This is a genomic window from Halomonas sp. FeN2 (assembly GCF_020595105.1).
Classification (GTDB): domain Bacteria; phylum Pseudomonadota; class Gammaproteobacteria; order Pseudomonadales; family Halomonadaceae; genus Vreelandella; species Vreelandella neptunia.
In genome coordinates, this window is the sequence record NZ_CP074200.1 from 1,385,619 (window position 1) to 1,408,261 (window position 22,643).

A 22,643-nucleotide genomic window follows, 5' to 3' on the forward strand; every position below is an offset into this window, starting at 1 on the left:
TGCAATGCCTTTTCCCATTGCTCGTGCTGCACATTGGCTACCGATTATTGCTGCCTTTTGTGCCGTTACACTTGTAGCGCTTCATCCTAATATTAGCTCTATCGCGCTGATGCTTGTGGCGCTAGCCCAGCTGAGTACGCTGAGTGGTTATCGTTGGCTCACCTACCTGCTGTGCAGTAGCGCTATTGGTTTACTGTTGCCAGGGTTTATAAGCTACTTAACCCCGGAAAACTGGGTTACCACCGCTAACTGGCAAGCACTGGTCTCCTGGGCGCATCCCGCCACGTTTGAAAGTTTCCGCGCGCCGCTACTAATGACCCTGGCTCTTCAACTGAGCGCCTTGTCGATACTGCTCCACCAGCGTGCCCGCTTAGGCGCACCGCTACTGCTGGTCGCAACTCTGCTACTCATAGGTTTACAGCTCGCTGCCAGCAGCCAAGCATTTACCCCCCTGCTGCGCTATGAGGCAGACTGGCCTAGTCTGCTCACCCTGGGCATAGTGCTGCTTGGGCAATATCTGCAGTCAACTCCACACTGGCGCGGCAAACGCAGTTTGACCAAAGCTCTTTGGCCAGCCTGTGGGTTGCTCGTTGCGGTACTGCTACTCTGGGAGAAACTGCACAATGAGGCCGAACAAACGCTGTATCAGCAGGTTGAAGCGCGCGCACTGCAAGCGACCCACCAGCTCTCCCAAGAGATTGAGACCCACTTAAATGCCATGCGCGGTTTCGCCCGCATTTGGCAACTACAAACGACGCTACCGACTTCCCAGCAGTGGACGGATCAAGCGGCGGGGTACCGCCAGGACTTTACCTATTTAATCAATATTGCCTTCATCACGCCTGACAGCGTCATACGCCACGTGTACCCCATTAACACGCCCAACTTAAGCCTCTTGGGACGACACCTTTTTGACGTTCAACCGGCAGGGCGAGACGTACTTGAACCAGCACTCCGGGGGCAGCAAGAGGGCAGTACCGATGTGATTGAACTACTCCAGGGTGATCCAGGCGTCATCCACTACTTCCCGGTACTCAATGCGCAGGGCGTCCCTTTAGGCGCAGCGGCGATGGCGGTGAGTTTCCCGATGTTCGCGGAAACGCTGTTTGCCCAACTGCCTGCCGAGGAGGGAGTGGTCCGTTGGCACGACGGAACTAAACTGCTAGCACACCACGGAGACGCTACCCTCCCAGGCCCCTGGGCATACGACTACCCGGTCAATTTATTGGATAAAACGCTTACGCTCTCCTATCAACCGCGCTGGGAATACCTCGTCAGCCAGCTTTCACGCCTGCCTACGATCAGTTTGGTTACTGGGCTAATACTGACGTATTTACTCTATCTCGTGCTGTATACCTTTCAGCGCCTGGGGCAGCAGCACAGCGCCATGCAGAACAGCAACATTCATCTGCAGCAGGAGATACACCAACGCAGTAAGTTGCAGCAGGAGGTCGAATGGCTGGCGCGCCACGATGAGTTAACCGGTATTGCTAACCGACGACACTTTTTAGAACAGGTCGAAGCCTTGCAGGGGGTACGACCCATCAGTCTTGTATTGTTCGATATCGACTATTTCAAACGAATCAACGATCAATTGGGCCACTTAGTTGGCGACGAGCATTTACTCTTTTTTGCACAACTGGGCAAATCACATATCGAGCAATATGGCGGCATCTTTGCCCGCTATGGTGGAGAGGAGTTTGTTGCCTGGTTACCCAGCCACCACCAGCCATCAGCGTTTCAAGTGGCGGATGAGCTGCGTCAAAAATTGGCTGCCTCAAGCCTCTCACATGCCGACGGCAAGCCACTCACTTTAAGCGCCGGGATCGTGACCATCAGTCACCCTGAAAACGTTGATCTTGCGCGCATGATGCAAGCCGCCGACGAAGCGCTTTACCGCGCCAAGCACAACGGCCGCAACCGCGTCGAGTGCGGTGAACGCAATACCACAGAAGGGGCTTAACGCCTACTTACCGGCCAACTCTCGCCGCGCGGCAAAAAAGCTTTTTAGCAATTTTTGCGAAGCCGATGCCAACACCCCGCCAGTCACCGACACCTGATGGTTAAACCACGGCTGCGCCAACAGGTTAGCTTTGGATTCGACCATTCCCGCCCGAGGCTCAGCAGCACCGTAAACCAAACGGGCTAGACGTGCATGTATCATCGCCCCTGCGCACATCATGCACGGCTCTAAGGTAACAAATAGGGTGCAGCCCTCCAGACGATAGTTACCCTGCTGCTGCCCCGCCTCGCGCAGCGCACGAACTTCCGCGTGGCCGCTAGGGTCGCAGCTGGCCACCGGGGCATTGTAACCAACGCCAATGATTTCCCCCTGCGCATCGACAACAACCGCCCCTACGGGCACCTCACCTGCCGCAGCGGCCAAGTGGGCTTGGTCAAGCGCCCGGTACATGTAAAATTCATCGCTGCGCATAAACGTAAACTCCGCTAAGGTAGCTAAACGATCGTATGAAAGGGTTGCCCCCTGTCCTAGCAACTCACTTTCATCGACAGCATTCGATTGAGACAGCCGCAAGGATACCGAGAATGACAGACGCGCTGAATAAACTGGTAGCGTTACTGGAGCTAGAAACGCTGGAAGAGACGCTATATCGTGGCCAGAGTCAGGATCTAGGCTTTCCTCAGCTCTATGGTGGCCAGGTACTCGGCCAAGCGCTTGCAGCCGCCGCACGCACAGTACCCATTGAGCGTCAACCGCACTCTCAACACGGCTATTTTCTGCGCCCTGGTGACCCCCACCGTCCCGTTGTTTATCAAGTGGATACCATTCGCGATGGCGGCAGCTTCACCACTCGTCGCGTCACCGCCATTCAAAAGGGCCGGCCGATCTTCTTCTGCAGCGCCTCTTTTCAAAGCGAAGAGGCAAGCTTTAGCCATCAGCGCGCCATGCCGGATGTGCCAACACCGGAAGCGTTAATCGAAAACGGCGAGGCCAAGCACGACCGCTTTCCCGGCCACCCCATTGAGTTTGTACATTTACCCGGCAACCCTGACCACGGCACACCTGCAGGCCAATGCTTATGGTTTCGTCTTTCCGGCACGCTGCCAGACGACCCGGCGTTGCACCGCCATCTGCTATCTTATGCTTCTGACTTCAATCTGCTGACCACCAGCCTGATTCCCCATGGCATTGAGTACCGAGACCCCAAGCTGCGCATCGCCAGCCTTGACCATGCCCTGTGGCTCCACCAGGACACCCGCCTGGACGACTGGCTATTATACGTTATCGATTCACCCTGGGCAGGCGGCGCCCGCGGGCTGGCGCGGGGGCATATTTACAGCCGCGATGGCCGCTTAGTGGCCTCCACCGCTCAGGAAGGGCTAACGCGCTATTCACAAAACTAAATAGGCAGTCTCTCAAAACACTTACGCCCGCAAGAAGCGGGCGTAAGTAATGGCGAGAGCGCAGCGATTTAGTCGCCATAGACGTCGTTAATTGACTGCAGCGGGTAGTGTGCAGGGAAAGGCTTACGGGCGACACCAGAATCAACCGCGGCTTGCGCTACCGCCGAAGAGACACGTGCCAGCAGTCTGATATCGACCGGCGTGGGAATGATGTACTCGCGGCCAAAGCTCATTTCGGTGCGCTCGTAGGCGTCCAGCACTTCCTGAGGAACCGGCTCACGGGCCAGGTCTTTCAAGGCATGCACCGCGGCCAGCTTCATCTCTTCATTAATCCGCGTGGCGCGAACATCCAAAGCGCCGCGGAAGATAAACGGGAAGCCCAGCACGTTGTTGACCTGGTTGGGAAAGTCCGAACGGCCGGTGGCCATGATCACATCAGGGCGCACTTCCCGGGCAACGTCAGGGTGAATTTCCGGATCCGGGTTGGTGCAGGCAAAAATCACCGGGTCAGGCGCCATTTTCTTCACCTGCTCAGCAGAGAGCAGCCCCGGGCCTGACAGGCCGATAAAGACGTCAGCGTTGTCGATGGCATCGTCTAAGGTGCGCATCTCTGTATCGCGGGCGAATTCAGCCTTATATTCATTGATACCTTCGCGATCGGTATGAATAACGCCACGCCGATCCAGCATTATCAAGTTCTCTTTACTTGCACCACAGGAGACCAGCAGCCGCATACAGGCAATCGCCGCCGCCCCTGCACCCATGCAAACGATTTTGACGTTCTCAATTTTTTTGCCAGCGATATCCAAGGCATTAAGCATGCCGGCTGCTGTCACAATTGCGGTGCCGTGCTGGTCATCGTGGAAGACCGGGATGCTGCAGCGTTCAATCAGCGCTTTCTCAATTTCAAAACACTCCGGCGCCTTGATGTCTTCAAGGTTGATGCCGCCCCAGGTATCGGCAATGCGCGCGACGGTATCGATAAACGCCTGCGGGCTCTCCGCATCCACTTCGATATCCACTGAGTTGATGCCAGCAAAGCACTTGAACAGCACGCCTTTCCCTTCCATCACCGGCTTGCTGGCTAGCGGGCCAAGATTACCCAGACCAAGAATAGCGCTGCCATCGGAAATAACCGCGACCAGGTTACCTTTACCGGTATAACGGTAGGCATTTTCAGCTTCCCGGGCAATTTCACGCACTGGCTCAGCCACGCCTGGGCTATACGCCAGCGCCAAATCCCGTGCAGTCGCGGTGGGTTTGGTCAACTCCACCGAAAGCTTACCGGGAATCGGTTTCGCGTGATAATCCAAAGCAGCCTGCTTATTTGCATCCGTCATGGTCAGAGTCCAGTTAACATAAAGTAGATAAGTCGCGTCAGAATATAGAAAAAACCATAGCGCCTCAAGCGCGCCGTCAACTTACGACAAAACGCTCGTTTAACTGAATTTTCCCTTCACATTCGTCACTTTTAGCCACTATTTGCAGAAACTTATGCAAATAGCCTTTGCTCATAACGCTTTACTTATTGCTGCATCACAGCATTTATGGAAAAATTTTCCACATACGGCTCATGCAGCAAGTATACCCCATTAACAAAAAACCCACGCCGGGGCGTGGGTTTTGCGCGAGCATAGCCTTATAGGAATAACCTGATATGAACAGGCATGCTGGCGATATGGCTATCCGACTGGGATTAGCCGCGCTTAACAGCAGCGCCGAAGCGCTTGTTGAAGCGCTCTACGCGGCCACCAGTGGTCGCTTGCTTCTGCTTACCAGTGTAGAACGGGTGGCAGTTAGAGCACACATCCAAAGAGAAGTCTTGACCAGAGGTCGTGCCTACTTGGAAAGTGGCGCCGCAAGAACAGCTGGCGGTGACCGTGTTGTAATTCGGGTGAATACCTTGTCTCATTTCGAGCCTCACGAAGCTATATGCCGCCACCTGATCTCGTGCCAGGTACCGCATACGGGTTTGGAAAAAACGACTAACCGGTTAGCCGCTCTGTCGTTACGATAGGTCTTTACAAATGGATCGGTAAAGATCGTTAGGATTCAGAGCGGTCGCATATTCTAGCAAAACTAACGCCGGAGGCCAATTGGCTGACTCTTTTTCTTCACAGGCATCTTCGCATAGACCGTCTCAAAGACCTTCTCAAGCACTCGGTCAAGTGCTCAAAGTGGCCCTGCCTTCGCCGCTGCGCCGCCTGTTCGACTACCTGCCATCCAGGGAAGCTCCCCCCTGCGGCTGGCAGCCGGGGCTGCGAGTGCGGGTGCCCTTTGGGCGGCGCGAAGTCGTCGGCGTGGTCGTCGAACTAGCAGACCGCAGCGACCTTCCGCGCAGCCAACTGCGTAGTATCAGTGAAGCGCTGGATGATGCCCCGTTGCCGGAAGATTGGCTGTGGCTATGCCGCTTCGCCGCCCGTTACTATCAGCACAGCCTAGGCGACACCTTGCACCATGCCATGCCTGCGCGGCTTCGCCAGGGGCACCCCATGGCGGGTCGTACCCAGACCCTCTGGCTTGCCCAAGGCGAAGGCGCAGAAGAAATGCTCAGCCGAGCGCCCAAGCAAGCCGAGCTGTATGCGCTGCTGCGCCAACATCCTCATGGGCTGCCAGGCCGAGCGGTTAGCGCCCACGGTTTTGCCCGCGACCAGCTGTTAGCGCTGGAGAAGAAAGGCCTGGCATCCAGCCAGGAACACATTCTCACTGCCCCAACGCCCCCCAGCGGCAACTTACTGGCAACGCCGGCTCTCCCCCTTAACCGTGAACAGGCGACAGCGCTAGCCGCACTGCATGAGAAGCTCGATGGCTACCACCCCTGCTTGCTCGAAGGCGTCACCGGCAGCGGCAAAACGGAAGTCTATCTGCAGCTTATTGAAGCAATCGCCGCCAAGGGCAAGCAGTCGCTGGTATTAGTGCCGGAAATTGGTTTAACACCACAAACGCTCGCCCGCTTTAGAAGCCGCTTTCGGGTACCCGTGGTGGCGCTGCACTCAGGTCTCACCGACCCCGAGCGACTAGACGTGTGGGAAGCCGCCACCAGCGGCCGGGCGCTGATTATCATCGGCACCCGCTCGGCGATTTTCACCCCGCTGGCCAACCCCGGCGCGATTATTGTCGATGAGGAGCACGACGGCTCCTACAAACAGCACGACGGTTTGCGCTACCACGCCCGCGATTTAGCCGTGGCGCGAGCCCACTACCATAAAATTCCACTGCTGATGGGCAGTGCCACCCCCTCCCTGGAGAGCCTGCACCAGGCGCTTAGCGGCGCCTATCGCCATCTGCGCCTGACCCAGCGCCCCAGCCAGCACCCGCCAGCTAAACTGGAACTGATTGATCTACGCCATCAGCGCCGTCAGGGCGGCCTGTTGCCCGCTGCCATCAAAGCGATTAAAAGCACCTTGAGCGCTGGTAAGCAGGTGCTGATTTTTATCAATCGGCGCGGCTTTGCACCGACACTTGCCTGCCACGCCTGCGGCTGGATGGCCGATTGCCATCAGTGCGATGCGCGCATGACGCTACACCGCCAGCCTCCCCTACTGGCTTGCCACCACTGCGATAGCCGCCGCGCCCTGCCGGACGCTTGCCCCGAGTGCGGCAGCGGCGATCTGCGGGCCTTGGGTAGCGGCACAGAACGCACCGAAGAGACGCTGCAAACGCTGTTCCCGAAAACCACTATCCACCGCATCGACCGGGATAGCACCCGGCGAAAGGATAGTTTTGAACAGGTACTCAAAGAGATCCAACGCGGCGAACCCTGCGTACTGGTCGGCACTCAAATGCTCGCCAAAGGGCACCACCTACCCCACGTCACACTTGTCGTGGTGGTCAATGCCGACGGCGGCCTCTACGCCGCTGACTTTCGCGCTCTGGAGCACAGCGCCCAACTACTTGAACAGGTGGCGGGCCGTGCCGGTCGCGCCGCCCACCCAGGCCGAGTACTGGTGCAAACCCTGCACCCCGACGACCCTCACTTGGGCCAGTTGGCTGAACACGGCTACGGGGCGCTCGCACGCAACATGCTGGAAGAGCGACGCATTTCCCAGCTGCCGCCGTTCTGTTTTATGGCGCTGCTACGCATCGAAAGCCCCAAGGAGGAGGCCGCTTTGGCGCTGGCGCAACAGGCAGCCCAAGCCCTACGCCAGTGGCTAAAAGAGTCCGGCGTAGCCACCCGCTGCCTGGGGCCGGTGCCCGCACCGATGGAAAGACGCCAGAACCGCTACCATTTACACGTTATGCTGGCAGCCGATAAGCGCAGCCAACTACACCCGGCCGTTAGCTGGCTGGTGCAGTGGCTGGAAGCCAATCGCGAGGCACGCAAGGTACGCTGGTCGATTGATATCGACCCACAAACCCTCGCGTAGCGCTTATCTCTTTATCTCTTGGTACTTGTTTAGCAACACGCCTTTGAAACTGCGGCTCAATTGCCGATAATAGGCCTATTCGTCATCTAGCGTGGGCTTAAGATTAATTGGCCATTTTATGTCTCACGGTTCAGATCGAAACACTATGCCAACTATATGTTGTGGGAGGCCGCTTCAGCGGGCGATGGGTGCCACAGGCACCCTCAAGGCTATCAGGCTAAATAGTCGCGAGCTAAAGCTACCTCCCACAGCTCAGTTATCAGGCTGGCAGAAATAATTGACGAAGAGCCGATAATAGCCGCCTTGTTGGCACACCTCGTACAGATGCACGCCACAGACGTAACCGGATACCCACATGAAAGATACGATAGTTTCTCTGCTCGAAGGCGCGGTCACCGCGCTCAAGCACCAAGGCGTGCTGCCAAACGACCTTCAGCCCACCATCAAAGTGGATCCTACCAAAGACAAGGCCCACGGCGATTACGCCACCAACTTGGCGCTGATGCTGGCCAAACCGGCAGGTCAAAATCCGCGCGAATTAGCCAACGCGCTGGTAGCCGCGCTACCCGAAAGCGACGCTATCCAAAAAACCGAGATTGCGGGGCCCGGCTTTATCAACTTTTTCGCCGCCGCCGATGCCGCGGCGCAAATCGTTGCCCAGGTGCTCGACTGCGGCGACACCTTTGGCCGCAGCATGGTGGGCAAAGGCGAGAAGGTTCAAGTCGAGTTCGTTTCCGCCAACCCCACCGGCCCGCTGCACGTAGGTCACGGCCGGGGCGCGGCCATAGGCGACTGCCTATGCCGCCTGCTCGAAGCCACCGGTTTTGATGTCACCCGCGAGTTCTACTACAACGACGCGGGTGCCCAGATCGCCAACCTCGCGCGTTCTGTACAAGCCCGGGTGAAAGGCTTTGGCCCTGACGACGATAGCTGGCCAGAAGATGGCTATCGAGGCGAGTATATCGTCGATGTGGCCAACGACTACCTGGCAGGTAAAACAGTAAGTGCCGATGACCGCGAAGTCACCGCCAAAAAAGACCCGGATGATTTAGCCGCCATTCAAGAGTTTGCCGTGGCGTGGCTGCGTCGCGAACAGGATCTGGATCTAAAAGCCTTCGGCGTGGAGTTTGACGTCTATTTCCTAGAGTCCTCACTCTATGAAGATGGCAAGGTGGACGCCACCGTTGAAAAGCTGGTGAACGCGGGCCACACCTATGAAGAAGATGGCGCCATGTGGCTACGCACCACCGACTTCGGTGATGACAAAGACCGCGTGATGCGCAAACAGGACGGTGGCTACACCTATTTCCTCCCCGATGTGGCCTACCACCTGGACAAGTGGCAGCGCGGTTTCAAAACCGTGATCAACGAACAGGGTGCCGACCACCACTCCACCGTCACCCGCGTACGCGCCGGTTTGCAGGCGCTGGAAGTCGGTATTCCCAAAGGCTGGCCCGACTACGTGCTCCACCAGATGGTCATGGTCACCCGTTCAGGCGTCGAGGTAAAACTCTCCAAGCGCGCGGGCAGCTATGTCACCGTGCGCGACTTGATCGACGAAGTGGGCCGTGATGCCACGCGCTTCTTCCTCGCCGCTCGCCGCGCGGACTCACAGCTCACCTTTGACATCGACCTGGCCCGCTCCCAGTCAAATGACAACCCGGTCTACTACATCCAGTACGCCCATGCCCGGGTCTGCAGCATGCTGCGCAAGGCCCAGGATGCTGACCAACCGTTTGATCACGCCTTGGCACTGGCCAACCTAGCGCTGCTGGACAGCGACCAGGAGAAAGCCGTACTTAACCGGCTAGCGCGCTTCCCTGAAGTCGTGGAAACCGCCGCCAGAAACCGCGAGCCCCAGCAGGTTGCCCAGTATTTGCTCGACCTTTCCGGCGACTTCCACACCTGCTACAACGCCGTCAAAGTGATGGTCGAGGACGACACCCTACGCAATACGCGTCTGGCGCTGGGCCTCGCCACCCGTCAAGTGCTTCGCAACGGGCTTGATTTAATGGGGGTTAGCGCCCCAGAGGAGATGTAAGCAATGGCTAGCCCGCGCAAAAAGCCCGCCCCCCGCCGCGGAGCCACCTCGCAGCGCAAGTCCAGCCGCAGTTCAGGCGGGGGCTTTCGCCTCCCCGGCTGGCTGTGGGGTCTTGCCGGTATGGCGGCAGGTTTCTTTCTGGCTCAGCACCAGCACGGCACCGCCCCCTGGCAAGAGCAGCCGAGTGAAACGCCTCAGGCCACGGTGCTACCCAAGCCCTCGGGTAGCGAAGAGCGCGCCGCCGCTCGGGAAACCGAAGAAGCCGCCGAACCTTCGATGCCGACGTTTGAGTTTTATACCCTGCTGCCGGAAACCGAGGTCATTGCCCCCGGCGTCACTCTGCCGTCAAGCGTTGTGCGCCCGGAGGCTCCTGAACAAACAGCTGATAGCGATGCGGGCGCTGCAAGCGACGACCCTATTGCCCAGGTCATTGCTGCCAATACCCGGCCTGAAGATCAGGTATCGGCAGCCCAAGAGAATGAGACAGCCACCAATACCCCAGGGCGCTATATGCTTCAGGCGGCCTCATTTCGAGAGGCAAGTGATGCCGAACAGCTGCGCGGCCGACTGCGCAATTTAAGCCTGCTGGCGGAAATCAGCGAAGTACAGGCGGATGGCAATACCTGGCACCGGGTACAAGTGGGGCCTTACGAGGACACCCGGGAGTTGAACCGGGCCCAGGATTTAATGAATACCCAAGGTATCGAGCCCCTGCTTATCCAACTGCAAAACTAATATTCCCTCCTGGAATACCCTGCGGGCGGTTGATTTTTTATCAGCCGCCCGCATTTTGTTGTGAACGCTTAAACAATGGTCGCTTATTGAGTGGCCTGCCAGTCATCGGGAGTTCGCCTCCCCCAAGGAGTTATCTCCATGACCACTATTGTCTCCGTTCGTCGTGGTAATCAGGTCGCCCTCGCTGGCGACGGCCAAGTATCGCTGGGCAATACCGTAATGAAGGGTAACGCCAGCAAAGTTCGCCGCCTCTACCGCGGCAAGGTACTGGCCGGGTTTGCGGGTGGCACGGCGGATGCGTTCACCCTGTTTGAGCGCTTTGAAGCACAGCTTGAAAAATATCAAGGCCATTTGACCAAGGCAGCGGTGGAACTTGCCAAAGATTGGCGCACTGACCGGGCGCTGCGCCGCCTGGAAGCGCTGCTCGCCGTTGCAGATCACAGCGCCTCGCTGATCATTACCGGTAACGGTGACGTAGTCGAACCCGAGCGCGGCATTATTGCCATTGGCTCTGGCGGCAACTTCGCCCAAGCCAGTGCCCGAGCGCTACTGGAAAACACCGAGCTGTCAGCGCGTGAAATCACCGAGAAGTCGCTTTCGATCGCTGGTGATATCTGTGTATTCACCAACCACCACGTGACCCTCGAAGAGCTGTCGATTGACGATCGCTAATCAGCTTACGCGATCCCCTAACGCCGCTCATTGCACACTAAGGTTACTTATATGACTCAGATGACACCCCGCGAAATTGTTCACGCTCTAGACCAGTACATTATTGGCCAGCAGGATGCCAAACGCGCCGTTGCAATCGCTCTGCGTAACCGCTGGCGCCGTATGCAGCTCGATGACGACCTGCGCCCAGAAGTCACCCCCAAAAATATTTTGATGATTGGCCCCACAGGTGTGGGTAAAACCGAGATTGCCCGCCGCCTGGCCAAACTGGCCAAAGCCCCGTTTATTAAAGTCGAAGCGACCAAGTTTACCGAAGTTGGTTATGTGGGCCGTGATGTTGAGTCGATTATTCGCGATCTCATGGAAGCGGCGATCAAGATGGTGCGCGAGCAGGCCAAAGAGGAAGTTAGCCACCGCGCCGAAGATGCTGCAGAAGACCGCGTACTGGATGCCCTGCTGCCGCCGCCACGGGGTCAGGAAGATAAGCCGCGAGAAGAGAGCGGTACCCGCCAGACCTTCCGCAAGAAGCTTCGTGAAGGGCAGCTGGACGATAAAGAGATTGATATCGAAATCGCCTCCCAGGGCCCCGGCATCGATATCATGACGCCGCCAGGCATGGAAGAGATGACCAGCCAGCTGCAGAGCATGTTCTCCAATATGGGCCAGCAGAAGCGTGAAAACCGCCGCGTAACGGTCAAAGAGGCGCTGGTACTGCTACGCGATGAAGAAGCGGGCAAGCTGGTCAACGAAGAAGAGATCAAATCCCGCGCGGTCTACTCGGTCGAGCAACACGGTATCGTGTTCCTGGATGAGATCGATAAAGTCGCCAAGGGCAGCGGCCAGTCCAGCGGTGGCGAAGTCTCCCGTGAGGGCGTCCAGCGTGACCTGCTGCCACTGATTGAGGGCTCCACCGTCTCGACCAAGTACGGCATGGTAAAGACCGATCACATTCTGTTTATCGCCTCCGGTGCCTTCCACCTGTCGCGCCCGTCGGATCTGATTCCAGAGCTACAGGGCCGCTTGCCGATCCGGGTTGAGCTTGACGCGCTAACGCCCAACGACTTTAAGCGCATCCTCACCGAGCCCTCTGCCTCGTTGACCAAGCAGTATCAGGCGCTGCTGGCCACCGAGGGGCTGGACGTTGAGTTCACCCCCGACGGAATCGAGCGCATCGCGCAGATCTCCTGGCAGGTAAACGAAGGCACTGAAAATATCGGCGCCCGCCGCCTGCACACGGTGATGGAGCGGCTGTTAGAGGAAGCCTCTTTCCGAGGCGGCGATATGGAGAGCCCGCTGGTGATTGACGGCGACTACGTCAATGCGCAGCTTGGCGAACTGGCGGTCGACGAAGATCTGTCGCGGTATATTTTATAAGCTACGTCTGCCGTTATTATCAGCACTGGTAGCGTCAGCAACAGCAAGCCCGCTCTTGGCGGGCTTGCTGCTATGTTCGTAAGCCATGGATACTTAGCGATGAGGTCTCATCATGAATGCCCCTACCCCCACTCGGGTTCACTACCACAAGCAGAACCGCGAACTGGAACTTGGCTACGCCAATGGGGAGAGTTTTCACCTCCCGGTCGAGTTGTTACGCGTCTATTCACCTTCCGCCGAAGTGCGCGGCCACGGTGGTGACACGGCGGTACTGCAAGTGGGTAAAAAAGATGTCGGCCTGCAAAATATTACTCAGGCAGGCAACTACGCGCTGAAACTGCACTTTGACGATGGCCACGACAGCGGGCTGTTTAGCTGGAACTATCTGTATGACCTGGCAACCCATCAGGAAGCTTACTGGAACAACTACTTGCAACGCTTAAAAGAGGCCGGTGCCTCACGTGAGCCCGCCAGCATTCAATTCAAGCAACTGTGACTACCTGACTCAGCCCTATACAAGAAGCCAGGCAGACAAGGCTGGGTGGACAAGGCTACAATGGCGTTAACTTTTAATCGCGTCGGGCTTAAGGTCAAAAGACCTAAGGCCGATTTGCCACCGCCTCGAATTCGGGAGCTACTGCCCAATGAGCCCCACAGAAAAACGCACCACTGACTTTGGTTTTCAAGAAGTTCCTGTTGATGAAAAAGCCTCGCGAGTGGCCGATGTTTTTCACTCCGTGGCTGCCCGCTACGATGTGATGAACGACCTGATGTCCATGGGCATACACCGAGTTTGGAAACGCCTTACCATTGAACGCGCAGGGGTGCGCCCAGGCCACCACGTACTGGATATCGCGGGCGGCACGGGGGATTTAACGCTTAAGTTCTCCCGTTTGGTTGGCCCCCGGGGCAAAGTCGTACTGGCCGACATCAACGCCTCAATGCTCAAAGTGGGCCGCGACAAACTGATGGATAACGGCGTAGGCGGCAACGTCGAGTATGTTCAAGCCAATGCTGAAAGCCTGCCGTTTCCCGATAACAGCTTCGACTGCATTACCATTGCCTTTGGCCTACGCAACGTCACCGACAAAGACGCCGCGCTGCGCTCCATGGCCCGGGTGCTCAAGCCGGGTGGTCGCCTGCTGGTGCTGGAGTTCTCCAAACCCAACAATCCGCTGCTCTCCAAGGCCTACGATGAGTACTCTTTCCGCCTGCTGCCCAAAATGGGCGAACTAGTGGCGGGGGATGGCGACAGCTACCGCTACCTGGCGGAGTCGATTCGCATGCACCCGGATCAGGAAACGCTCAAAGCCATGATGGAAGAGGCAGGGCTTGAGCGGGTTGAGTACACCAATCTCACCGGCGGTATCGTCGCTCTACACCGCGGCATTAAGCTATGACGGTTTGCAACCTGATGTCTCCTGCCAAGAGGTCAGCATGCTGGTAACCCCGACCCTGCTGCTGGCCGGTTGTGAACGCACGCTCAACGCCCTACTCGCCCGCGACCCTGCGGCCCCCGCACGGCTAGCGGCACTGGCGGGCAGCCGTCTACTGGTGCGCCTTGAGCAGCCTCACTTAGCGCTGGTCATTCACTACCATTACGCCGGGCTCGACCTGATGCGCGGCGATGATGTTGATGAAACCGACGTAGATGCAGTGGTCGAGCTCACCCCGGAAACGTTTTCCGAGTGGATCAGCGGTGCTTCGATTGAGCGCCTTATGTTTGACGGCAAGCTGGCCGTGCGCGGGCGTATTCATCTGCTTGAAGCCACTCGAGACCTGCTCTTCGACCTGGACATCGACTGGGAGAGCGAGCTGGCCCGCTGGCTGGGCGATATGCCCGCCCACTCCCTGGCCGAGGGCCTGCGGCGCACTGCCCGTTGGGGGCTGCGCGCCAAAGACGAGCTGATGCAGGATGTGTCTGAATATGTCTTTGAAGAGGCACGCCTGCTGCCAGGGCCGCAGCAGCGTAGCCTGCTCCGCGAGCACCTGACCGAGTTAGAGGTGGCGACCGATCGCCTGGAAGCACGTTTAAACCGTTTACAGCGCCGGCTAGAACAGCTTCAGCCCGCGCCGCAGGAGTCGCGCCCATGAGCCTGCGTCTGCTGCGGATAAGTTGGGTGATCAGCCGCCATAGACTGGACACACTGCTGCCGCTAGAGCGATTGCCCTGGTGGCTTCGGGCGCTGCTATGGTTCTCTCCGCTACGTCTTATCCCCGTTGGCAAACGCTCACGGGGCGAACGTCTGCGCTTGTCACTAGAGGCGTTAGGGCCGATTTTTATTAAATTTGGCCAAATGCTCTCGACCCGTCGCGACCTGCTACCAGCAGATATCGCCGATGAGCTAAAGCGTCTTCAGGATCAGGTGCCGCCTTTTCCCGGTGATCAAGCCGCCGCTCGCGTCGAGAAAGCCCTGGAAATGTCGCTGGAAGAGGCCTTTGCTGAGTTTGACCGAGTGCCACTGGCCTCGGCGTCGATTGCCCAGGTGCACGCGGCAAGGCTCCACGGCGGTGAGGACGTGGTGGTAAAAATTATTCGCCCCGGCATTGATCGCGTGATGCGTCAGGATATGGCACTGATGTACCAAGTTGCCAAGCTATTCTCCAAAATCCCCGAGGCGCGTCGCCTGCGTCCGGTGGAAGTCATTCGCGACTACGAAGCCACGCTATTTGACGAGCTGGATCTCTACAAAGAGGCCGCCAACACCTCGCAGCTCAAGCGTAACTTTAAAGACTCACCGCTGCTGTTTGTACCCACCATCTACTGGCCCTTCACCCGCCGCCATGTGATGGTGCAAGAGCGCATTCGCGGTATTCCGGTCGCCGATTTAGATACCCTGATTGCTCGTGGCACTAATTTGAAGAAGCTTGCCGAACGCGGCGTCGAGCTTTTCTTTACCCAGGTATTCCGCGACAACTTCTTTCACGCGGATATGCACCCGGGTAATATCTTCGTCAACTGTGACAACCCCGAAGATCCCCAGTACATTGCCATCGACTGCGGCATTGTGGGCAGCCTGACCCGGGAAGATCAGGACTACTTGGCGCGTAACCTACTGGCGTTTTTCCACCAGGACTATTACGAAGTCGCTGCACTGCATATTGAATCCGGCTGGGTGGGTGAGAACACCCGCGCTAATGAGTTCGCGGCAGCGATTCGCACCGTTTGTGAACCGATTTTAGAGAAGCCGTTGAAAGATATTTCCTTCGGCCAGGTGTTATTAGGACTGTTTCAAACCGCACGACGCTTTAATATGGAAGTGCAGCCGCAGCTGGTATTGTTGCAAAAGACGCTGCTCAATATTGAAGGTCTGGGCCGCCAGCTCTACCCAGATTTAGACCTGTGGAGCACCGCCAAGCCCTATTTAGAGCAGTGGATGAAAGAGCGTGCCGGGGTCAGCGGTTTATGGGAGTCGTTAAAGCGCCAGGCGCCGGAGCTTTCGCATCAATTGCCCGAACTGCCCGTACTGGCTCATCAGGCGCTAAGCCGTATGGAGCATGAGCATCGCCAGCGCCACCAGCAGGTCGACTCGATCAACGCCATGCGCGTGCAGATGGCGCGCCAGGGAAAACGCCTCTACCGCCTTCGGCTTGGCCTTATTCTACTGGCGCTGGCACTGGCTTGGCAGCCATTAAGCGGTTGGATTGCGCTTCAAGAGTGGCCGATACTCGCGGCCGCAGCCATTGGCCTACTGCTGCTGGTGTGGCAATAGAGTGACGCACTCAACGTTTACAAGGATTCCCATGGACAGCAACGCATTATCGCCTAACAATTCGACTAGCCATACCGATGTACTGGGTACGCTCAATGAGGTGTTAAAGCAACGGCGCCATGCAGCGGCAGAAGAATCTTATGTTGCCTCCTTGCATCATAAGGGTTTGAACAAGATACTCGAAAAGGTGGGCGAGGAAGCGACAGAAACAGTGCTTGCGGCAAAAGATGCCGAGCATGGTAGCGAGGCTGATCGCCAAGCGTTGATTTCTGAAACCGCCGACCTGTGGTTTCATAGCTTGGTGATGCTGTCGCACCTGGGAATGGATCATCAGGCCGTTTTAGACGAACTGGCCCGGCGCTTCGGCATTTCCGGACACGAGGAAAAAGCCGCTCGCCAGCCTTAGTTGCCACAAATGGCTGTCGCATAGTGGTAACGCGCGTACTGTAGTACTGCTCCTAGCCATTGGGCTCGTATTCACTTGCTCAGTGGTAAAAGAGATAGCACTCAATTGATTGTTAACCTGCTCCCATGAGGAAACGCATATGTTAGGTGGTATTAGTATTTGGCAGTTGCTGATTGTGCTGGGCATCATCATTCTGGTTTTCGGCACCAAAAAACTGCGTAACGTGGGCACCGACCTAGGCGGGGCTGTCAAAGGCTTCAAGAAAGCCATGCACGATGAGGAGAAAAATAAAGACGCGGACAAAGAGGACGCCGACCAGCCCCATGCCAAAGTGAGCCATGACGAGCCGGGCAACACTTACGACGTTCAAGCTGAAGAGAAACAGGCCGCCCACGACCGCAACGAAGAGCGCAAATAAACCATGCTGGATATCGGCTTTCTTGAACTGATGCTGATTGGCGTCGTCGGGCTGTTGGTGCTTGGCCCGGAGCGGCTGCCACGCGCTGCCCGAACGGCGGGCATGTGGATTGGTAAAATCAAGCGTACGGTATCCGGTATGCAGCGTGAAATCAGCGCCCAACTGGAAGCAGAAGAGCTGCGCCAAAAGCTCAACGAACAGCAAAAGAAGCTCGATGACAGCTTGAAGAAAGCGAAGCTGGACGTAGAGAGCATTGCCGATAGCCCCTCAGACGCAGCGCCAGCGAAGCAGAGTGACACTGAGCAGCGCGTTGCCCAGGCCAGCTCTCGATTGGATGACGCCTTGCAAACGGTGCGAGAGGAAACGGTGCGTGAAGAAACATCTTCGTCATCATCTGCACCTGCCTCGACTACGCCCACCCGCGAGGCCAAACCTGAAATGCCTAACCCTGAGTCGGCTATACTTAATAAGGATCGTAATCACCAATGAGTATGTCTGGCGATTCAAAGGAGCCGCGGGAAGAGCCGAGCCAAGCCCCCCTGATTGAGCACCTGATTGAGTTACGCTCACGGCTTATGCGCGCCGTGATCGTGATTTTGGTGGTCTTTTTAGGCCTTTACTCCTTTGCCAATGATATCTATACCTTCGTTGCCGAGCCGTTAATGGCGCTACTGCCTGAAGGCTCGCAGATGATCGCCACGGAAGTCGCTTCGCCATTCTTAGCGCCGTTCAAGCTCACCCTGGTGGTCGCGGTCTTTATCGCTATACCCTTTGTGCTGCATCAAGCCTGGGCGTTTATCGCGCCAGGGCTTTACGACAATGAAAAAGCGCTGGCGATACCGATTCTGGTTTCGAGCATTGCGCTTTTCTACGGCGGCGCGGCGTTTGCCTACTACGTTGTTTTTCCGCTGTTGTTTGAGTTTTTCACCCAAACTGGGCCGGAAAACGTCGCCGTGATGACCGACATTAACCAGTACTTGAACTTCGTGCTCAAGCTGTTTTTTGCCTTCGGTGTAGCGTTTGAGATTCCTATCGCGACCTTCTTGCTTATCTTATCTGGCGCCACGTCGGTGGAAAGCCTGTCTAAAAAGCGCCCTTATATTCTTTTAGGCTGCTTTGTTGTCGGCATGTTGCTAACGCCTCCGGATGTGATTTCTCAGAGCCTGTTGGCGATCCCGATGTATTTGCTTTACGAAGTTGGGCTGCTATTTGGCCGCCTGGTGCGCAAGCGTAAAGAGGAGAAGGAGGCTGCTGAAGAGCAAGAGGCTGACCTCTAAGCACGGGTTCAACGTGCAGATATTTAAAAGCCGCCGCCGTTAATGGCGGCGGCTTTGGTATCAGCACAGCGTCGAGCTTAATCCATCATTTCTGCAATGCGATCTACCAGCTTAAAAATACCGATAGCAGCTTCGCTAATACGCGTTGCCAGCATATAGGCAGGCGTAGTGACCACGCGGTGCTCAAGATCCACCACGATATCTTCTACGCCGCAGCTACGGTGCAGGCCGCCCATGGCGCTAATGGCCCCGGAAATCGCCGGGTCATTGCCCACCGTCACCGCAATGCCCTCGTCCAATAGGCGAGGCACCAGTACGGGGGAAATACACATCAAACCAATCGGCTTGGCCTCTTCACGAAACCCCACCAAGGCCGCTTTTAAAGCCTCTAGCACCTGCATGCTGTCACCGGCACTGGCGAAGTCCGACAAGTTCTTGGCGACGCCAAAACCGCCGGGTACGATCACTGCGCCGAAGCTGTCAGCATCTAACTCCTCCAGCGGGCTGATCTCACCCCGTGCCAAGCGGGCGGACTCCAGCAGCACGTTACGCTGCGCGCCCTCTACCACCTCTTGAGTGAGGTGATTGACCACATGGTGCTGCTCTATATCTGGGGCAAAACAACGGTAACCTATACCCAACTGATCCAAGCGCAGCAGCGTTAGCGTGGTCTCATATATTTCTGAACCATCGTAAACGCCGCAGCCGGCCAAAATCACTGCCACCTGTTTGGTCATGCCTATCTCCTTATCCCAGGGTCTGCCGAACGCAATACAGCAAAGCAATCGCCCACTTTAGTCAGTCTGCCGTGTCGCCACAAGACGGCTTTCGCCGCAAGGTATGGCTGATATACTGACGCCAGGCCTTCGGGCATGTTTATTTGCGACCCTGAGTGTTCACGTTCGCTGATCTTTACGACCTCTAATGGAGAACTCCCTTGAGTACACCCACTGCCCGCCATTTTCCCGCCACGCGCATGCGCCGTATGCGCCGCGATGACTTCTCACGTCGGTTGATGCAGGAGAACAGCCTGACTGCGTCAGACCTAATCCTGCCGGTGTTCGTCCTTGAAGGCACAAATCAGCGTGAAGCCGTCGCCTCCATGCCCGGCGTTGAACGGCTGTCTATCGATTTACTGATCGAGCAAGCTCGCGAGGCGTATGAACTGGGCATTCCAGCGCTGGCGCTGTTTCCTGTGGTTGGCCCCGAGCACAAGAGTGAGCTTGCTGAAGAGGCCTATAGCGCTAGCGGTCTAGTTCAGCGCAGCGTGCGCGCTCTCAAGGAGGCGCTGCCCGAATTAGGCATTATCACCGACGTAGCGCTTGACCCTTATACCAGCCACGGCCAGGACGGCATTCTTGACGAACACGGCTACGTGCAGAATGACCGCACGGTGGATACGCTGCTCAAACAGGCGCTCTCCCATGCCGAAGCCGGCGCCGACGTGGTCGCCCCTTCTGACATGATGGATGGGAGGATTGGCGCTATTCGCCTGGTATTAGAGCAGGAACACCTGCATAACGTGCGTATTATGGCTTACAGTGCCAAATACGCGTCACACTACTACGGCCCTTTTCGCGATGCGGTCGGTTCGGCTGCTAACTTGGGCAAAGCGGACAAGCGCACCTATCAAATGGATCCCGCTAACAGCGATGAAGCATTACACGAAGTGGCCATGGATATCTCCGAGGGCGCTGATATGGTGATGGTCAAGCCAGGAATGCCCTACTTGGATATCGTACGCCGGGTAAAAAGCGAACTGCAGGTACCCACCTTCGCTTATCAAGTCAGCGGCGAGTACGCGATGCACCGCGCTGCCTTTGATAACGGCTGGTTGGAAGCGGAGCCGGTAATACTGGAGTCGCTGATGTGTTTCAAACGGGCAGGCGCGGATGGCATTCTCACCTACTTTGCCCTCGACGCAGCGCGTTTACTTCAGCAGCGCTAAGATGACAAACAGGTGACACCTATTTGTCATCTTCTCCCCGCATACTGCACTGATATACAAGTATCAGGCTATGATACCTTCGAGCTATCAACGCGGGGAGATCCACCATGGACGAACAAGCTTCAGATTCCTTACCACTATCGTCTACCGATCACACCAGCAGCGACGGCGATATGCCGCTACGGATTAATCGTACCCCGACCGGCGTCCAGGCACGTGAAGCACAGCCTGAAACCGACCTCGACGATACCCAGCTCTACTTCAACCGCGAGCTGTCGCATCTACAGTTCAATATTCGCGTGTTGGAGCAGGCGTTAGACGATGCTCACCCGCTGCTCAACCGGTTAATGTTCCTGCTGATTTTCTCCTCCAATATGGACGAGTTTTTCGAGATTCGCGTGGCGGGCTTAAAGCACCAAATTGCCCTGGGCGACGACACTACCGCCGCTGACGGCCGCCTGCCCAAAGCGGTGTTGGCAGAGATATCGCAACTTGCTCACGCGCAAATTGACCGCCAGTATCAGATACTCAACGACACCTTGTTACCCGCGCTGGAAACCCATGGGCTGCGCTTTCGGCGCCGCGATCAGTGGACTGATGAACAGAAAGCTTGGGTTAAAGATTTTTTCGATAACGAAATTATGCCGGTCATCAGCCCGATCGGCCTCGACCCCTCGCACCCTTTCCCGCGTTTAGTGAATAAAAGCCTCAACTTTATAGTTGAGTTGGAAGGTAAAGATGCGTTTGGTCGCGCTGGTGGTATGGCCATTCTACCCGCGCCGCGCTCGCTACCGCGCCTGATGGCACTGCCCAAGGAACTCTGTGAAGAGGGTTTCTCGGAGTATGTTTTTCTTTCGTCGATGATTCATGCCCACGCCGAGGAGCTATTTCCCGGCATGAGCGTACGCGGCTGCTACCAATTCCGGCTGACCCGCAACGCGGATATGAGCGTTGACCCTGAGGAGGTTTCGGATCTCGCCTCAGCGCTGCGCGGTGAACTGTTGGCGCGCCGCTACGGCAGCGGCGTACGCCTGGAAGTCGCCGACAGCTGCCCTGATGACTTAACTGATTTTTTGTTACGCCAGTTTGAACTGGAAAGCGACGACTTATATCGCGTCAAAGGGCCGGTTAATTTAACCCGTATGATGTCGGTGCTGGGTGATGTGGATCGCCCCGAACTGCTCTATCGGCCATTCACCCCCAGCATTCCCAAAGCGCTCAAAGCGGGTAGCCTGTTTGACGCTATTGCCAAGAACGACATCCTGCTCCATCACCCCTTCCAGTCATTTACGCCGATTGAAGACCTGCTGCGCGAAGCCGCCCGCGACCCTCATGTGCTGGCAGTAAAACAGACCCTTTACCGCACTGGCGCTGACTCAGCCATCGTCAACGCGCTGGTAGAGGCGGCCAGCCAGGGCAAAGAGGTCACTGTGGTCATTGAGCTGCGCGCGCGCTTTGATGAGGCCGACAACCTACAGCTGGCTTCACGTTTGCAGGAAGCAGGGGCAATCGTTGTCTACGGCATCATGGCCTACAAGACCCACGCCAAAATGCTGCACATCGTTCGCCGGGAAAAAGGTGAGCTGAGCTATTACGCCCACCTGGGCACCGGCAATTACCACTCTAAAACTGCCAAGCTTTACACCGATTACAGTCTGCTGACCGCCAATAAAGCGCTATGTGCGGATGTGCATAAAGTATTTCAGCAGCTTTCGGGGATGGGCCGGGCACGCAAAATCGACACGTTGTTGCACGCGCCCTTCACGCTACATGAGCGGCTGGTGGAAATGATCGACCGGGAAGCGCAAATAGCGCGCAAGGGTAAGCGCGGGCACATCATCATTAAGTGCAACTCGTTAACCGAGCCAAAGCTTATCAAAGCACTCTACCGGGCCTCGCAGGCAGGCGTAGAGTGCGATTTGATTATTCGCGGTATGTGCTGTTTGAAGCCAGGGGTGCCGGGGGTTTCCGACAATATTCGCGTGCGCTCGATTATCGGCCGTTTGCTGGAGCATACCCGGGTCTTCCACTTCCACAACGACGGTAAATCGGAGACCTGGTGCTCAAGCGCGGACTTTATGTCGCGCAATATGTTCCACCGTGTGGAGACCTGTTTTCCGCTGTTGGATAAGAAGCTCGCCAACCGGGTGCGTAAAGACCTGGAGACCTACCTGGTGGATAACTGCCAGAGCTGGCTTCTTCAGACCGACGGCAGCTACCGACTCCAGGATCCGGGTGACAGCGATGCCATCAGTGCCCAGGAAACCCTGCTCTACGCCTATGCATCGAAAAGCTAGGCGTCAAAAAACTAAGCGCCGAAAAGTCA

General features: G+C 56.9%; 21 protein-coding genes. 17 read left to right on the forward strand and 4 right to left on the reverse strand.

Annotation, left to right across the window (positions count from 1 at the left end; translation table 11 throughout):
* Window positions 1-4: 4 nt before the first annotated feature.
* Entirely contained in the window at window positions 5-1,963 is a 1,959-nt protein-coding gene (locus KF947_RS06490; protein ID WP_227405763.1) for a diguanylate cyclase domain-containing protein, read from the forward strand.
* A 3-nt stretch (window positions 1,964-1,966) separates the two neighbouring features.
* On the opposite strand, the gene tadA is transcribed toward KF947_RS06490, so the two are convergent.
* Window positions 1,967-2,434 (reverse strand): tRNA adenosine(34) deaminase TadA, encoded by a 468-nt coding sequence (gene tadA, locus KF947_RS06495; protein ID WP_133732116.1) that lies wholly within the window; start codon window positions 2,432-2,434, stop codon window positions 1,967-1,969.
* A 113-nt stretch (window positions 2,435-2,547) separates the two neighbouring features.
* Between tadA and KF947_RS06500 the strand changes: the two genes are divergently transcribed.
* Complete coding sequence (locus tag KF947_RS06500; protein ID WP_227405764.1) at window positions 2,548-3,366, forward strand: acyl-CoA thioesterase; 819 nt, start codon at window positions 2,548-2,550, stop codon at window positions 3,364-3,366.
* 68 nt (window positions 3,367-3,434) lie between these two features.
* On the opposite strand, the gene KF947_RS06505 is transcribed toward KF947_RS06500, so the two are convergent.
* Together KF947_RS06505 and rpmE are read right to left on the reverse strand one after the other, a co-directional pair.
* The gene (locus KF947_RS06505; protein ID WP_227405765.1) at window positions 3,435-4,706 is read right to left on the reverse strand and encodes a malic enzyme-like NAD(P)-binding protein; all 1,272 of its coding nucleotides are present in this window, start codon (window positions 4,704-4,706) and stop codon (window positions 3,435-3,437) included.
* A 356-nt stretch (window positions 4,707-5,062) separates the two neighbouring features.
* Window positions 5,063-5,278, reverse strand: a complete 216-nt coding sequence (gene rpmE, locus KF947_RS06510; protein WP_081742600.1) for a 50S ribosomal protein L31 — start codon at window positions 5,276-5,278, stop codon at window positions 5,063-5,065.
* A gap of 265 nt (window positions 5,279-5,543) precedes the next feature.
* On the opposite strand from rpmE, the gene KF947_RS06515 reads away from it, so the two are divergent.
* From KF947_RS06515 to tatC, 13 genes are all read left to right on the forward strand, one after another.
* Entirely contained in the window at window positions 5,544-7,733 is a 2,190-nt protein-coding gene (locus tag KF947_RS06515) for a primosomal protein N' (RefSeq protein ID WP_223288100.1), read from the forward strand.
* A gap of 355 nt (window positions 7,734-8,088) precedes the next feature.
* Window positions 8,089-9,774: an arginine--tRNA ligase gene (gene argS, locus KF947_RS06520; protein ID WP_133732112.1), complete on the forward strand. Its 1,686-nt coding sequence runs from the start codon at window positions 8,089-8,091 to the stop codon at window positions 9,772-9,774.
* A gap of 3 nt (window positions 9,775-9,777) precedes the next feature.
* A complete protein-coding gene (locus KF947_RS06525) occupies window positions 9,778-10,509 on the forward strand; it encodes an SPOR domain-containing protein (RefSeq protein WP_227405766.1) in 732 nt (243 codons plus the stop codon).
* 138 nt (window positions 10,510-10,647) lie between these two features.
* Window positions 10,648-11,181 carry an ATP-dependent protease subunit HslV gene (hslV, locus tag KF947_RS06530; protein WP_007113850.1) on the forward strand — a complete coding sequence of 178 codons (534 nt, stop codon included), beginning with the start codon at window positions 10,648-10,650 and terminating at the stop codon, window positions 11,179-11,181.
* A 51-nt stretch (window positions 11,182-11,232) separates the two neighbouring features.
* On the forward strand, window positions 11,233-12,555 hold the full coding sequence (hslU, locus tag KF947_RS06535; protein WP_133732110.1) for an ATP-dependent protease ATPase subunit HslU: 1,323 nt from the start codon (window positions 11,233-11,235) through the stop codon (window positions 12,553-12,555).
* A gap of 112 nt (window positions 12,556-12,667) precedes the next feature.
* On the forward strand, window positions 12,668-13,051 hold the full coding sequence (locus KF947_RS06540; RefSeq protein ID WP_133732109.1) for a gamma-butyrobetaine hydroxylase-like domain-containing protein: 384 nt from the start codon (window positions 12,668-12,670) through the stop codon (window positions 13,049-13,051).
* Between the two features lie 148 nt (window positions 13,052-13,199).
* Complete coding sequence (gene ubiE / locus KF947_RS06545; RefSeq protein WP_009287442.1) at window positions 13,200-13,955, forward strand: bifunctional demethylmenaquinone methyltransferase/2-methoxy-6-polyprenyl-1,4-benzoquinol methylase UbiE; 756 nt, start codon at window positions 13,200-13,202, stop codon at window positions 13,953-13,955.
* 37 nt (window positions 13,956-13,992) lie between these two features.
* A complete protein-coding gene (locus KF947_RS06550; protein WP_223288102.1) occupies window positions 13,993-14,649 on the forward strand; it encodes an SCP2 domain-containing protein in 657 nt (218 codons plus the stop codon).
* Window positions 14,646-16,268 (forward strand): ubiquinone biosynthesis regulatory protein kinase UbiB, encoded by a 1,623-nt coding sequence (gene ubiB, locus KF947_RS06555; RefSeq protein WP_133732108.1) that lies wholly within the window; start codon window positions 14,646-14,648, stop codon window positions 16,266-16,268. The genes KF947_RS06550 and ubiB overlap by 4 nt, the downstream gene beginning before the upstream one ends.
* 31 nt (window positions 16,269-16,299) lie before the next feature.
* Entirely contained in the window at window positions 16,300-16,674 is a 375-nt protein-coding gene (locus KF947_RS06560) for a phosphoribosyl-ATP diphosphatase (protein WP_133732107.1), read from the forward strand.
* 139 nt (window positions 16,675-16,813) lie between these two features.
* Complete coding sequence (gene tatA, locus KF947_RS06565) at window positions 16,814-17,092, forward strand: Sec-independent protein translocase subunit TatA (RefSeq protein WP_133732106.1); 279 nt, start codon at window positions 16,814-16,816, stop codon at window positions 17,090-17,092.
* Between the two features lie 3 nt (window positions 17,093-17,095).
* Window positions 17,096-17,581, forward strand: a complete 486-nt coding sequence (gene tatB / locus KF947_RS06570) for a Sec-independent protein translocase protein TatB (RefSeq protein ID WP_227405767.1) — start codon at window positions 17,096-17,098, stop codon at window positions 17,579-17,581.
* A complete protein-coding gene (gene tatC / locus KF947_RS06575; protein WP_133732104.1) occupies window positions 17,578-18,369 on the forward strand; it encodes a twin-arginine translocase subunit TatC in 792 nt (263 codons plus the stop codon). Before tatB ends, tatC begins: the two co-directional genes overlap by 4 nt.
* Window positions 18,370-18,446: 77 nt before the next feature.
* Here tatC and elbB read toward each other — a convergent pair whose 3' ends face one another.
* Complete coding sequence (gene elbB, locus KF947_RS06580) at window positions 18,447-19,106, reverse strand: isoprenoid biosynthesis glyoxalase ElbB (RefSeq protein ID WP_227405768.1); 660 nt, start codon at window positions 19,104-19,106, stop codon at window positions 18,447-18,449.
* A gap of 200 nt (window positions 19,107-19,306) precedes the next feature.
* Here elbB and hemB point away from each other — a divergent pair, with 200 nt between their 5' ends.
* Both hemB and ppk1 read left to right on the forward strand, forming a co-directional pair.
* Window positions 19,307-20,317 carry a porphobilinogen synthase gene (hemB, locus tag KF947_RS06585; RefSeq protein ID WP_133732102.1) on the forward strand — a complete coding sequence of 337 codons (1,011 nt, stop codon included), beginning with the start codon at window positions 19,307-19,309 and terminating at the stop codon, window positions 20,315-20,317.
* A gap of 107 nt (window positions 20,318-20,424) precedes the next feature.
* Entirely contained in the window at window positions 20,425-22,614 is a 2,190-nt protein-coding gene (gene ppk1 / locus KF947_RS06590; RefSeq protein WP_133732101.1) for a polyphosphate kinase 1, read from the forward strand.
* Window positions 22,615-22,643: the final 29 nt, after the last annotated feature.

What these genes read in the sequence shown, in the direction of transcription:
- KF947_RS06490 (WP_227405763.1), top strand. Translation starts at nt 5, where the DNA reads ATGCCTTTTCCCATTGCTCGTGCTGCACATTGGCTACCGATTATTGCT.
- tadA (WP_133732116.1), bottom strand. Translation starts at nt 2,434, where the DNA reads ATGCGCAGCGATGAATTTTACATGTACCGGGCGCTTGACCAAGCCCAC.
- KF947_RS06500 (WP_227405764.1), top strand. Translation starts at nt 2,548, where the DNA reads ATGACAGACGCGCTGAATAAACTGGTAGCGTTACTGGAGCTAGAAACG.
- KF947_RS06505 (WP_227405765.1), bottom strand. Translation starts at nt 4,706, where the DNA reads ATGACGGATGCAAATAAGCAGGCTGCTTTGGATTATCACGCGAAACCG.
- rpmE (WP_081742600.1), bottom strand. Translation starts at nt 5,278, where the DNA reads ATGAGACAAGGTATTCACCCGAATTACAACACGGTCACCGCCAGCTGT.
- argS (WP_133732112.1), top strand. Translation starts at nt 8,089, where the DNA reads ATGAAAGATACGATAGTTTCTCTGCTCGAAGGCGCGGTCACCGCGCTC.
- KF947_RS06525 (WP_227405766.1), top strand. Translation starts at nt 9,778, where the DNA reads ATGGCTAGCCCGCGCAAAAAGCCCGCCCCCCGCCGCGGAGCCACCTCG.
- hslV (WP_007113850.1), top strand. Translation starts at nt 10,648, where the DNA reads ATGACCACTATTGTCTCCGTTCGTCGTGGTAATCAGGTCGCCCTCGCT.
- hslU (WP_133732110.1), top strand. Translation starts at nt 11,233, where the DNA reads ATGACTCAGATGACACCCCGCGAAATTGTTCACGCTCTAGACCAGTAC.
- KF947_RS06540 (WP_133732109.1), top strand. Translation starts at nt 12,668, where the DNA reads ATGAATGCCCCTACCCCCACTCGGGTTCACTACCACAAGCAGAACCGC.
- ubiE (WP_009287442.1), top strand. Translation starts at nt 13,200, where the DNA reads ATGAGCCCCACAGAAAAACGCACCACTGACTTTGGTTTTCAAGAAGTT.
- KF947_RS06550 (WP_223288102.1), top strand. Translation starts at nt 13,993, where the DNA reads ATGCTGGTAACCCCGACCCTGCTGCTGGCCGGTTGTGAACGCACGCTC.
- ubiB (WP_133732108.1), top strand. Translation starts at nt 14,646, where the DNA reads ATGAGCCTGCGTCTGCTGCGGATAAGTTGGGTGATCAGCCGCCATAGA.
- KF947_RS06560 (WP_133732107.1), top strand. Translation starts at nt 16,300, where the DNA reads ATGGACAGCAACGCATTATCGCCTAACAATTCGACTAGCCATACCGAT.
- tatA (WP_133732106.1), top strand. Translation starts at nt 16,814, where the DNA reads ATGTTAGGTGGTATTAGTATTTGGCAGTTGCTGATTGTGCTGGGCATC.
- tatB (WP_227405767.1), top strand. Translation starts at nt 17,096, where the DNA reads ATGCTGGATATCGGCTTTCTTGAACTGATGCTGATTGGCGTCGTCGGG.
- tatC (WP_133732104.1), top strand. Translation starts at nt 17,578, where the DNA reads ATGAGTATGTCTGGCGATTCAAAGGAGCCGCGGGAAGAGCCGAGCCAA.
- elbB (WP_227405768.1), bottom strand. Translation starts at nt 19,106, where the DNA reads ATGACCAAACAGGTGGCAGTGATTTTGGCCGGCTGCGGCGTTTACGAT.
- ppk1 (WP_133732101.1), top strand. Translation starts at nt 20,425, where the DNA reads ATGGACGAACAAGCTTCAGATTCCTTACCACTATCGTCTACCGATCAC.